Annotated in this window: 12 protein-coding genes and 1 pseudogene; 1 reads left to right on the top strand and 12 read right to left on the bottom strand. The window is 69.5% G+C overall.

What is annotated here, in order from left to right:
- Nucleotides 1–13 precede the first annotated feature (13 nt).
- The gene (locus BN10_RS04260; protein ID WP_010849932.1) at nt 14–760 is read left to right on the top strand and encodes a polysaccharide deacetylase family protein; all 747 of its coding nucleotides are present in this window, start codon (nt 14–16) and stop codon (nt 758–760) included.
- A 55-nt stretch (nt 761–815) separates the two neighbouring features.
- On the opposite strand, the gene BN10_RS04255 is transcribed toward BN10_RS04260, so the two are convergent.
- The 12 genes and pseudogenes from BN10_RS04255 to BN10_RS04205 all read right to left on the bottom strand — a co-directional run.
- Nucleotides 816–1,427 carry an HAD-IA family hydrolase gene (locus BN10_RS04255; RefSeq protein ID WP_010849931.1) on the bottom strand — a complete coding sequence of 204 codons (612 nt, stop codon included), beginning with the start codon at nt 1,425–1,427 and terminating at the stop codon, nt 816–818.
- A complete protein-coding gene (locus BN10_RS04250; RefSeq protein ID WP_010849930.1) occupies nt 1,424–2,314 on the bottom strand; it encodes a phosphotransferase family protein in 891 nt (296 codons plus the stop codon). Before BN10_RS04250 ends, BN10_RS04255 begins: the two co-directional genes overlap by 4 nt.
- On the bottom strand, nt 2,292–4,115 hold the full coding sequence (gene aspS / locus BN10_RS04245; RefSeq protein WP_010849929.1) for an aspartate--tRNA ligase: 1,824 nt from the start codon (nt 4,113–4,115) through the stop codon (nt 2,292–2,294). The genes BN10_RS04250 and aspS overlap by 23 nt, the downstream gene beginning before the upstream one ends.
- 82 nt (nt 4,116–4,197) lie before the next feature.
- Nucleotides 4,198–5,061, bottom strand: a complete 864-nt coding sequence (gene ppk2, locus BN10_RS04240) for a polyphosphate kinase 2 (RefSeq protein ID WP_084310914.1) — start codon at nt 5,059–5,061, stop codon at nt 4,198–4,200.
- Nucleotides 5,062–5,071: 10 nt separating this feature from the next.
- Nucleotides 5,072–5,368 (bottom strand): YchJ family protein, encoded by a 297-nt coding sequence (locus tag BN10_RS04235; protein WP_233354356.1) that lies wholly within the window; start codon nt 5,366–5,368, stop codon nt 5,072–5,074.
- 42 nt (nt 5,369–5,410) lie between these two features.
- Nucleotides 5,411–5,476: pseudogene (locus tag BN10_RS18215) on the bottom strand (SEC-C metal-binding domain-containing protein); the annotation flags it as partial.
- Nucleotides 5,473–6,057 carry an NUDIX domain-containing protein gene (locus BN10_RS04230; RefSeq protein ID WP_010849926.1) on the bottom strand — a complete coding sequence of 195 codons (585 nt, stop codon included), beginning with the start codon at nt 6,055–6,057 and terminating at the stop codon, nt 5,473–5,475. The gene BN10_RS04230 and the pseudogene BN10_RS18215, both read right to left, overlap by 4 nt.
- A complete protein-coding gene (locus BN10_RS04225; protein WP_010849925.1) occupies nt 6,054–7,760 on the bottom strand; it encodes a CTP synthase in 1,707 nt (568 codons plus the stop codon). The genes BN10_RS04230 and BN10_RS04225 overlap by 4 nt, the downstream gene beginning before the upstream one ends.
- Nucleotides 7,761–7,811: 51 nt before the next feature.
- Nucleotides 7,812–8,906, bottom strand: coding sequence for a glycosyltransferase family 4 protein (locus BN10_RS04220; RefSeq protein WP_010849924.1), 1,095 nt, complete (start codon nt 8,904–8,906; stop codon nt 7,812–7,814).
- Nucleotides 8,903–10,525 carry a murein biosynthesis integral membrane protein MurJ gene (murJ, locus tag BN10_RS04215; protein WP_010849923.1) on the bottom strand — a complete coding sequence of 541 codons (1,623 nt, stop codon included), beginning with the start codon at nt 10,523–10,525 and terminating at the stop codon, nt 8,903–8,905. Before murJ ends, BN10_RS04220 begins: the two co-directional genes overlap by 4 nt.
- Nucleotides 10,522–11,394 carry a hypothetical protein gene (locus tag BN10_RS04210; protein WP_010849922.1) on the bottom strand — a complete coding sequence of 291 codons (873 nt, stop codon included), beginning with the start codon at nt 11,392–11,394 and terminating at the stop codon, nt 10,522–10,524. Before BN10_RS04210 ends, murJ begins: the two co-directional genes overlap by 4 nt.
- On the bottom strand, nt 11,394–11,862 hold a 469-nt coding region (locus tag BN10_RS04205; RefSeq protein ID WP_198014000.1), incomplete at its 5' end, for a copper transporter. The genes BN10_RS04205 and BN10_RS04210, both read right to left, overlap by 1 nt.

The following is an 11,862-nucleotide window of genomic DNA, read 5'->3' as shown; positions in this document are numbered from 1 at the left end:
ACGAGGTCTCCTGGTGGCGGGCGGAGCCGCCTGCCTGCTCGCCGCGACGTCGCCCTTCGTGCGGCCGGTCCGCTCCGATCCCGACGACCAGGTCGTCAAGCTCAAGGCCATCGATCCGCGCGCAGTGTCCTCGGTCCCCACCTCAGCACCTCTGGTGGCGCTCACCTTCGACGACGGGCCGGACCCGGCATACACGCCTCGGGTTCTGGAGATCCTCGCCCAACACCAGGTACGAGCAACCTTTTTCATGATCGGTCGTAGTGCGGCCCGACACCCCGAACTCGTGGCGGCTGTCCTCACCGCGGGGCACACCATCGCCAACCACACGCAGGACCACCTCTGGCTCGACCGCCTCGACGCCGCCGACGTGCAGTCACAGGTGGAGGAGTGCAGGCAGACCTTTGATCGGCTCGACGTGCCCGCGAACGCGCTCTTCCGCCCCCCGCGTGGGCTGACCAGTCCCACCGTCGCGTCGGTGACCGCCACCTTGCACGAGCGCTCCTATTTCTGGGGCACCTGTCTGGAGGCCAACCTCTCCCACCATGACGTCGATACGTCGGCCGCCCTGTGTGCCGAGCGCACCCACCCGGGGGCCATCGTCCTGGCCCATGACGGCGGACACCTTGAGGGCCCGAATCCTCAGTCGATCGACCGATCGGGGACCGTGGCCGCCCTGCCTGCCCTCATCTCCCTCATCCGCGCCCGCGGGCTCGAGTTCGCGACCCTGCCGACGATGTTGCCGGCGCGGCGTGCCGGGTGACCGGTCTCCTTCGACGAACTCGACGCGACAGAGGGTCGTGACATGGTGCGCTTGGTCACTCGCTGGATGCGAGCATCACCTCGAGAAGCGCGCGCAGGCCGTTGACCCCCTCTGCGGGGGAATGGCGCAGGGCTCGGATCCCGAGAGCCTGCGCGGACGCGACATTCTGTGCGTTGTCGTCGATGAGGCCGACCTGATCGGGGGCGAGCCCGAGGTCGTCGAGAATGATCTCGAAGAACCGCCGATCCGGCTTCACCACACCCATCTCGCATGAGTAGTACACCCTGTCGAAGTGCCGGTCATAGCCCAGCACGTCCCGCATCCACGCCCGCCGATGGTCCTGCTGGTTGGTCGCCAGATGGCAGGCCATTCCCCGTCGCCGCAGCTCATCCACCAGGGCCATCGCTGACGGGTCGACATCGGTCATCTCCCAGAGGCCGATGAGGTCGTCGGCCTCCAGCGGTGTGTGCGGGTGCTCGAAGAGCAGTCGCGCCAGCGCGTCGCGCATCGGTTCCTCACCACGCAGGGAGGGCAGCTCAGCCTCGAACACGATGTCAGAGAACCCAGGGCCCCCGACCCGCTCCAGTTCGGCCCGCCAGTTCCATCCCGAGGGCGGGTGTTGCAGGACCCCGTCGGCGTCCCACAGAATCGCACGAACAGGGCTCATGCGAGCACTGCCAGGACGTCGTGGAGCCGATCGGCAGTGACCTGCCAAGGTCGCGCATTCGCGAGTCGCCAGGCCAGGCCCTCGACACCCGCCGTGGCCGCGAACCACAGCACGCGCCCCCTGAAGTCTGCGCCGGTCGGCCCGTGGTAGTCGTCGATGAGTGCGTCGACGATCCCTGGGCCGAAGTCGAGGGTGAGCAGGCCCAGGTCACGTGCCGGATCCCCCAGGACGGCATCGCTCCAGTCGATCACGCCTCGCACGTGCCCGCCGTCCTCGGACAGCACGACGTGCTCGTCGCCGAGATCGTTGTGGCAGAACGTGATGCGCCGCACGTCGCTCGGCGCAGGCCCCACGAGGAACTCGTCGACCCTGTCCCGCAGGGTCACCGGGGTTCGATCTGCCACCGCTGCCCATGCGGTTGCCGTGTCGACCAACCATTGCGCCGCTGAGCGTGGATCCATCTCAGTGACGAGGGCCGCCTCGACAACCGGTGCAGTGTGCAGGCGGGTGAGAAAGGTCGCCATCGTCGCGGCGAAGGCGACCCGGTCGGTGGGCCGGATCTGGTCAGCGGTTCGGCCCGTCACCTCGGTGAGCAGGAGTGCACCGGCGTGCGCGTCGGCGGCGATCACCTCGTTGGTGGTCAGCGAACTGTGGCGGTTGGCGAACTCCAGCAGGGCGACGTCCTTGGTCAGCACCCGCGCACGCTCGACGGGGTCGGCGACCTTGCTCACGCGCAACAGCAACCGCGCTCCCGAGGGCGAGCGCACGGCATACGCAATGTTGTCGAAGCCCTCACCCACTTCGGTCAGTCCGAGACCGGCCAGGGACCGGTCCAGCCCGGCGAGCAGTGCCGCGGGGTCGGCGTCAGGACGTCTCGGCAGGCTCATGCTCTCCTGCCGGGGGTGCCGCCTTGACCTCCGGGGTGACATCGACCCCTGCCTCCTTGCGTTGGGCCGCCGTGATCGGCGCCGGCGCGTCGGTGAGTGGGTCGTAGCCGCCGCCGGACTTCGGGAAGGCGATGACGTCACGGATGCTGTCGAAACCGCCGAGCAGCATGACGATCCGGTCCCACCCGAAGGCGATGCCGCCGTGCGGGGGGGCGCCGAAGGCGAAGGCGTCGAGAAGGAAGCCGAACTTCTCCTGGGCCTCCTCATCGGTCAGGCCCATGACCGCGAAGACGCGCTCCTGGACCTCGCGCTTGTGGATACGGATCGAGCCGCCGCCGATCTCGTTGCCATTGCAGACCATGTCGTAGGCGTAGGCCAGCGCAGGACCGGGGTCGGTGTCGAAGGTCGCCTCGAACTCGGCCTTGGGTGAGGTGAACGCGTGGTGCACCGCAGTCCACGCGCCGCCACCGACGGCGACGTCACCGGCCGCAACCGCCTCCGACGCCGGCTCGAACAGTGGGGCGTCGTTGACCCAGAGGAAGCTCCACGCCGACTCGTCGATGAGGTCGCAACGACGACCGATCTCGAGGCGGGCGGCACCGAGCAGCGCGCGCGAGGACTTCGTCGGGCCAGCGGCGAAGAAGACACAGTCACCGGGCTGGGCACCGACGTGAGCGGCCAGACCGGCCTTCTCCTCGTCGGACAGGTTCTTGGCCACGGGACCGCCCAGCTCGCCGTCGTCCTGCACCAAAACATAGGCCAGGCCCCGGGCACCACGCTGCTTGGCCCACTCCTGCCAGGCGTCGAGCTGCTTGCGCGGCTGGCTCGCGCCGCCGGGCATGACGACGGCGCCGACGTAGTCGGCCTGGAACACCCGGAAGGGCGTGTCCTTGAAGTAGTCGGTGCACTCGACGAGCTCGTTGCCGAAGCGCAGGTCCGGCTTGTCCGAGCCGAAGCGGCGCATCGCCTCGGCATAGCTCATCCGTGGGAACGGCGTGGGCAGGTCGACACCGATGAGCGCCCAGATCTCCTTGACGATCGCCTCGCCGAGCTCGAGGACGTCGTCCTCGGTGACGAAGGACATCTCGATGTCGAGCTGGGTGAACTCCGGCTGCCGGTCGGCGCGGAAGTCCTCGTCGCGGTAGCAGCGCGCGATCTGGTAGTAGCGCTCCATGCCCGCGACCATGAGCAGCTGCTTGAAGAGCTGCGGGCTCTGCGGCAGGGCGTACCACGAGCCCGGCGCGAGACGCGCGGGCACGAGGAAGTCGCGAGCACCCTCGGGCGTGGACCGGGTCAGCGTCGGGGTCTCGATCTCGACGAAGTCGCGCTCCCCCAGCACCTTGCGGGCCGCGGCGTTGACCTTGGAGCGCAGCCGAATGGCGTGACCGGCGTTGTGGGTGCCGGGGCGGCGCAGGTCGAGGTAGCGGTGCTTGAGACGCGCCTCCTCGCCGACGGTGGTGCGCTCGTCGATCTGGAAAGGCAGCGGGGCGCTCGCGCTGAGCACCTCGATCTCGCTCGCCACGACGTCGACCTCACCGGTCGGGACGTTGTGGTTGACGTCCTTGTCGGCCCGTCGGGTGACCTCACCGGTCACCGTGACGCAGTACTCATTGCGCAGGTCATGCGCGGCCCCGGTCAGCACCTCGTCACGGGCGACAACCTGGACGATGCCGCTGGCGTCGCGCAGGTCGATGAAGGCGACGCCCCCGTGATCGCGCCGCTTGGCCACCCAACCGGTCAGAGTCACGGTGGTGCCGGTGTCGGCGGCACGCAGGGTGCCGGCCTCATGGGTGCGGAGCACGGAGAATCGTTCCTTTGTCAGTGGGTGGCGAACTGGACCAGTCTACGAACCTCGCCCCACGGCATACGAATCGGTTTGTGCCTCAGAAGACCTGGGGCACGAACGTCTGCTCGTGCATCGGCGGACGCACGTAGTGGATCTCCTGCATGTCGGGGAGCTCGACCACCTCGGGCGCGACGTCCTCGTAGGGGAACTGCGAGAGCAGGTGCGAGATGCAGTTGAGGCGGGCGGCGCGCTTGTCGTCGCTCGGCACGACGTACCAGGGTGCCTGCTTGATGTCGGTGTACTGGAAGGTGATGTCCTTGGCCATCGAGTACTTCACGTAGAACTCGTGCTCGGCCAGGTCCATGTCGGAGAGCTTCCACCGCTTGAGCGGCTCGGCGTTGCGGGCCTCGAAGCGCTTGCGCTGCTCCTCGAAGGAGACCGAGAACCAGTACTTGATGAGGATGATGCCGCTGCGGACGAGCATCCGCTCGAACTCGGGGCAGGAGCGCAGGAACTCCTCGTGCTCGTCCGGCGTGCAGAAGCCCATGACCCACTCGACGTTGGAGCGGTTGTACCAGGAGCGGTCGAAGAGGACCATCTCGCCGGCGGCCGGCAGGTGCTCGACATAGCGCTGGAAGTACCACTGGGTCTTCTGCCGCTCGGTGGGCGTCGGCAGGGCCGCGACCTTGACGGTGCGGGGCGAGGTGCGCTCGGTGATCCGCTTGATGACGCCGCCCTTGCCGGCGGAGCCGCGGCCCTCAAAGAGCACGACGACCTTGAGCCCCTGCTTCTGGATCCAGTACTGCAACAGAACCAGTTGCTCCTGCAGGCGCTCCATCTCGGCCTCGTAGGCGTCCTTGCGCACTCGCCCGCTCCTGGTGTGGATCGACGGCAACTGCTCGACCGGGTCGATGAAGCCGATGTCGTCGGCGCCCTCGGGGACGATGGCCTTCTTGCTCATCTGCTGCTCCTCACACTCGGGTCTCGGCACCAAGATAGAGCCAGCGGCCACCACGCCGCGCGAAGGTGCTGCGTTCGTGGAGCGTGCCGGACTGCCGGCTGCTCCCCTCCCCCGAACGCCAGTGGGCGCGGAACTCGACGATACCCCCGGTGTCGTCGGCGGCGCCGTCCACGACATCGACGACGTCGAGGCCGATCCAGGTCAGTGCCGGGTCCGGCTCGATGTCCGCGGGCCGGGTGCGGGGGTGCCAGGTGCGGAAGAGATGGTCACCGCTTCCCATGGCGTATGCCGTGTAGCGGCTTCGCATGAGGGCCTCCGCCGTGGGCGCGAGCTCCCCGTCGACGACGAACCGGCGGCAGCACGCGGCATACGACAGAGACGTTCCGCATGGACAGGGCTCGGCGCCCGGGATCATCCGCGCCGCCGCTGCTCGGCCGCCATGAGGATGCCGACGATCAATGTGCCGTTGTGGATCGCGCCGGCCATGATGGCGTCGACGACCTCCTCGAGAGGCACCCAGCGGGTCGGCATTCCCGCCTCCTCGCCGTCGCGTTCGTGGCGTTCGGCGGCCGGGACCTCACTGAGGCCCCGCGCGAGGTAGACGTGCAACACCTCACTGGAGCCGCCCGGGGAACTGTGGTGATGTCCCAGCGGCTCCCAGGTGCGGGCGCGGAGGTCGGCCTCCTCGAGGAGTTCGCGCCGGGCGCACTCCACCGGGGGCTCCTCCGGCACGTCGAGCAGGCCGGCCGGGAGCTCCCATTCGTAGGTGCCGATCGGGTGGCGGTACTGCTGGATCAGCAGGACCCGGTCGTCCTCGTCGAGGGCGACCACGGCCACCGCACCCGGGTGCGCGACGAACTCCCTGGTCAACTCACCGGCCAGAGGCAGGCTGAAGCTCTCCTTCGCCACGTCCCAGACGATCCCGTGGTGGACGATCTCGCCCCGCTGCACGGGGGCCGGGTCACGCCGATCGACCAGCGCCTCCCCAGCGGTCACGCAGTGGCCTCAGCGGCGACGCGAGGCCGTTCGACCTCGACCAGGCGCGAGGCGCGTTGGCTCTCGATGGCGGCACCGATCAGGCCGGCGAAGAGCGGATGGGCCCGGGTCGGACGCGACTTGAACTCGGGATGGGCCTGCGTGGCGACGTAATAGGGGTGAACCTCGCGCGGCAACTCGACGAACTCGACGAGTCCCCACTCGGGGTGCGTCCCGCTGACGACCAGGCCCCCGTCCTCGAGCCGGCCACGATAGGCGTCGTTGACTTCGTAGCGATGGCGGTGCCGTTCGGTCACGGTCGTCGCGCCGTAGGCCTCGGCGATGACCGAGCCTTCGAGCAGTTTGGCCTCCTGGGACCCCAACCGCATCGTGCCACCGAGGTCGCCGGCACCCTCGACGAAGGCCTTCTGCTCCTCCATGGTGGCGATGACCGGCGCAGGTGTGTCGTGGTCGAACTCGGTCGAGCTCGCACCCTCGATGCCGACCACATGGCGCGCGAACTCGATGACCATGCACTGCAGGCCCAGGCAGATACCAAGGGTCGCGACGCCGCGCTCGCGGGCCCACCGGAGGGCGCCGACCTTGCCCTCGATCCCGCGCACTCCGAAGCCGCCGGGCACGAGGACGGCATCGACGCCGCCAAGGGCCTTGGTGGCACCGGCCTCGGTGGTGCAGGTGTCCGAGGCGACCCAGCGGATCTTGACCCTTGCGTCATGGTGGAAGCCGCCGGCCCGCAGCGCCTCGGTCACCGACAGGTAGGCGTCCGGCAGGTCGATGTACTTGCCGACGAGCGCGACCTCGACCTCGTGCTCCGGCTCGTGCACCCGTTGCAGGAGCGTGTCCCACGCGGTCCAGTCGACATCGCGGAAGGTCAGGCCCAGCCGGCGGATGACATAGGCGTCCAGTCCCTCACGGTGCAGCACCTTGGGGATGTCGTAGATGCTCGGCGCGTCCACGGCGGCGGCGACCGCCTCGGTGTCCACGTCACACATCAGCGAGATCTTGCGCTTGATCGGGTCGGGGATCTCCCGGTCGGCGCGCAGGACGAGGGCGTCGGGCTGGATGCCGACCTGCCGCAGGGCCGCCACAGAATGCTGGGTCGGCTTGGTCTTCAGTTCGCCACTCGGGGCCAGGTAGGGCACGAGGGAGACGTGCAGGAAAAAGACGTTGTCGCGACCGAGATCGTGGCGGACCTGACGTGCGGCCTCGAGGAAGGGCAGGGACTCGATGTCGCCGACCGTGCCGCCGATCTCGGTGATGATTAGATCGGGAGCATCCTTGGGGTCCACACCGGGCGACCCTGCGGCCTCCGCGCGCATTCGGGAGATCAACTCATTGGTGATGTGCGGGATGACCTGGACCGTCTGGCCGAGATACTCACCCCGGCGCTCCTTGTCGATGACCCGCTTGTAGACCTGGCCGGTCGTCACATTGGCGCTGCCGTGCAGGTTCACGTCCAGGAAGCGCTCGTAGTGGCCGATGTCGAGGTCGGTCTCAGCGCCGTCCTCGGTGACGAAGACCTCTCCGTGCTCGAACGGGTTCATCGTGCCGGGGTCGACATTGAGGTAAGGATCGAGCTTCTGCATCGTCACCGTCAGCCCACGCGCTCGAAGCAGGTGTCCGAGGGAACTGGCGGTGAGGCCCTTGCCGAGGGATGAGGCGACGCCTCCGGTCACGAAGATCTGTTTCGTCGTCTGCACCACGGACCCCCACCCTACGTCATGACCGGGACTGGCTTGGCCTCGACGCGCGCCTCACGTCCGCCCCGCCCCGACGGATCGGTATGCCGCGAGGGCCGCCTCCACGGCCTGCTCCAAAGTTGGGAGCTCCCCCGCCCGGTGCACAGCCTTCGACCGCAGGTCATCGCGCACCGACCCGTGGCGCAGGACATCCACGAGTGCCGAGGCCAGTGACTCTGCGTCCCCCACCGGAGTGAGGAGGGCCGCGTCACCCACGACGTCGGCCGTCCCCCCGGCGTCGGTGGCGACGATGGCAGCGCCCACGTGGAGTGCCTCCTGCAGGGCCACCGGTTGGCCCTCCCAACGGGCCGACGACACGACGACGTCCGCGGCGGCGATCAGGTCGGGGACATCCCGTCGGTGGCCGAGGAAACTCACGGGCAGTGCTTCTCGACGCGCGCGGCCGCTGAGGGCGGCTGCCAAGGGGCCATCGCCGGCGACCGCGAGCACGACCGGCAACCGATGTCGTTCGGTGACGATCCCAATGGCATCGAGGAGCAGGTCGAGGTCCTTCTGCGGGGCCAGTCTGGCAATCGTGACGAGCAGGGGCACCCCGTCGGGGACCGCCAGGGCGGCCCGCACGGCATAGCGATCGGCGGTGATCACCGGCTCGGTCGCGGCGGGGACGACCGCGAGTTGGGCCCGTCTGGCCCCCAACCGCGACTGGCCACGCACGAGATCGCTCGAGACCCCCAGGACCAGGTCGGCGCCCTTGGCGACGACCATCTCCAACGCTCGGTGGATCGCTGCCCCCACCCGGCCCTCGGGAGCCGCGTTGTGCAGCGTGACCACCAGGGGGACACCGGTGCGCGCCAACGCCAGCACGGCCAGGGCACCGACTCGCAGGCCGTGGACGTGCACGACATCCACCCCTGCGGCGGCGACCCGCAGTGCGGCCACCGTGGCGACATCCTTGCGCGGGTGCGGTCGGTCCGTGACCGTCAGGACCTCGACCCGCTCGGCGACCCCGGCGAAGGCGAACTGCTCGAGCACCTCCTCGGGCGCGGCGACGACCACGTGCTCGCCGCGGGAGGCGAGAGCAGCGGCGAGGTCGTGGACGTGACGACCGACCCCGCCGGTGCTGGTGCCGAGGGCGAGCAGGATTCTCATCCGCGCCGCCTGGCCCGACCACGCGTGACCGCTGCTGCGAACTGCTCACGATCACCGATGGCGAGCACGACGAGACCCGCCACGGAGGCGGCCAGGCCCACGGTGAGTCCCTGGGCGAGTGACGGGCCGATTCCCGCAGGGGTGTGATCGGAGCCCTGGACCAGTGAGCCCACGGCCACGGCAGCTGCCATCGCGACGACGACCGTGCCCAGACTGCGACCCACGCCGGCCAGTGCGTCGCCGCCCCAACGCTGTCGCACCAGCAGGGCGAGAAGGAGGGCGCTCACTGTCATGCCGAGACTTGAGGCCATGCCCAGCAGTCTGAGGGTCGATGTTGCCGAGGACCCCGTGGCCCCGAGCAGGAAGGGCAGTCCGGCGGCAACGACCCATCCGAGGCCGACAGCGACACCGGCGAGCAGTGGGGTGCCCCGTACGTAGAGCGCCCGCGTGAGCAGTGCTGCGACCCCAAAACCCACCAGGCCGGGGGCGTAGGTGACCAGGCCGACCGGCAGGGAGCCCAGGGCCTCGGGGCTCGCACCGGCGCTGCCCCGACGGGCATCCAGTGCGGTGAAGAAGCCCCCGATGGCCGGCGCGGTCGCCATGAGGACGCCGGCCGCCAGCCCGGTGAGCAGGATGACCCCACGCAGGGCGCGCGCCACCAGGTGGGGCCGTTCCTCGCCTGCACCGGCGGCGTGGGCAAGCGCCGGGAAGACGCTCGTGGCCACCGGAACGGCCAACACGGCATACGGCAGGAGATAGACGGCCTGGACATACTGCTGCACGGGAAGCAAACCCGAATCGGCCGCATGCCCACAGAGCCAGAGGACGGCCAGCACGCAGAGTTGCTGCGCAAAGAGAGCGACCAGGCCGGCGCCGGCGAGCGCGCCGATGCGGCGGCGATCCGCGGGGTCCAGGGAGAGTGATGGGCGATAGCGCCATCCGGCGCGGAGCGCAGGACCGATGAGAGGCAGGCTCAGGGCCACGACTCCCGCGGTCGTGCCCCAGCCCAGGACCTGCAGGGCTGAATCCGAGACCTTGGAGGGTGATGTCGCGCCACCGGTGAGCGAGCCGTACCAGAGGTAGGACGCGAGCACGACGATGCTGGACAGCAGCGGCGCCAACGCGGCGGCGAGAAACCGTCGGTGAGCCTGCAGCACCCCGGTGAGCACGATGCCGACCCCATAGAGAGGCACCTGGATCGCGAAGATCCGCAGGAGGAGGGCCCCGACTCGGTGGGACTGGGCATCCCGGGCCTCGATCAGGAAGGCGGTCAACGGGTCGGCCAACACCAGGAGCAGCACCGCGGCCGGGATGAGCAGGACGAGCACCCAGGTGAGCAGGGTGTTGGCCAGCCGATCGGCGCGTTCGGTTGCTCCAGCGCCGAGGTGTTGGGCGATGAGTGGCACGGCAACCGCTGCCAGCACTCCACCGGCCGCCACCTCGAAGAGCACATTGGGCAGGGCGTTGACCGCCTGGTAGATCTCGCCCACTCCACCGGCGCGCACCGCATCAGCGAAGACGACGATGCGCGCCAGTCCCATGCCACGGGCCAGCAGGGTGACGACGGCGATCAGCCCGGCAGCGCCGGCGATCGTTCCGGCGACCCTGCGTTCGTTCATCGGGAGGCGCGCCCCCAGCCGTCGATCTCCCGGAGCACGGGGGTCGACTCGATCACCTTGGTGAAGGATACCTTCTCCGAGGCCAGGGTAAGAGCGGCGACAACGGTCAGGAGGGCAAAGCGGGTCCTCGTCGGGCGGCGCTCGACGAGGGCGAGCCCGAGCACGGCTCCGAGGGCGTTGGCGCCAGTGTCGCCCAACATCGCCTCACCCGTCAGGTCAGGTCGAAGCACTCCCAGCGAGGCACCGACGGCCGCCGCCGCACCGATCCGACCGGGGGTGGGGCGCAGCACCATCGGGGTGGCCACGAGCATCCCGACCTTGAGCGCCCTCCCCGGCCTGAGGTCGAAGAGGTTGAGCAGATTGGCCATCCCTGCGACGGCCGCGCCGCCGACCAACGTCGACGTCACCCCGGTGGAGTATGCCGCGGTGTCAGCTGCCGAGTCCGGCGCCGAGCCCGCCCACCGAGTCGACCGTGCGCGACGATCAGCCAGGGCGACCGTCACAGCTCCGGTGACACCAAGGCCGACGATCTTGAGCAGGCCGGTGGTCACCTGGCCCTGAGCGGCGGCGCGCAGGTGGCCCTTGAGTCCCTTGCTCGTGGTGTTGCCCACCAGGTCGTCGAGGGCGCCGAGCGATGCCGCGGCCACGGCAGCCACCATCGTCGGCGGGCCGGCGAGCACAGCGCCGGTGGCCAGTCCGGCGGCGTGCGCCGGACCCTCGAGCAGTGTGACAGTGCGCCCGGCATGGTTGGTGCGTGCCCACGGCTGGCGGGAGCGCTCGGGGAGCGTGCGTGCCGCGGCGTACGCCGCCGCGGCACCCAGTGCAGCCGCCCCGAACGTGAGGAGGGCACGCCCCGCGCTGCCCGCCATCAGTTGCTTCCGGGCAGCGGAGCGAAGGCCGCCGTGGCCCCTTCGGCCAACCCGTAGTGCCCAGCGGTTCCCGTCTCCTGCTGCGCCAGGGCCAGGACAACACTGGCCAGCCCCATCGGGCTTTGAGCATTGTCGACGCTGGAGACCGTCGTCACGGCCGCCTTGTCCTGGCGGACGGCTCCGATGATCGTGAGGTCCTTGGCTGCGGGTGCAGGGTCGGCACTGGCTGCGACGACGGTGCCCGCGGCAGACGCATCCAGCGCGCGGGTCAACGAAACCCACGAAGCGAGTTCGGTTTGCAACGCCTTGGTGTCCGCACCATTGGTCGAGGGCGCAACGACGACGATCAACTGGGCACTCACCGCGGTCTTGGGGTCGACCTCGAGGAACTTGGCGTCCACCAACGAAGTCAGGGTAGACCGGGCCGCATCCTGCCCGATGGTCGTGCTGTCGGCGGTGAGGGCCGCC

It is taken from the genome of Phycicoccus elongatus Lp2 (assembly GCF_000367525.1).
Taxonomy (GTDB): Bacteria; Actinomycetota; Actinomycetes; order Actinomycetales; family Dermatophilaceae; genus Phycicoccus_A; species Phycicoccus_A elongatus.
Note: the sequence above shows the minus strand (reverse complement) of the source record. Positions and strands in the feature narration are given on the sequence as shown.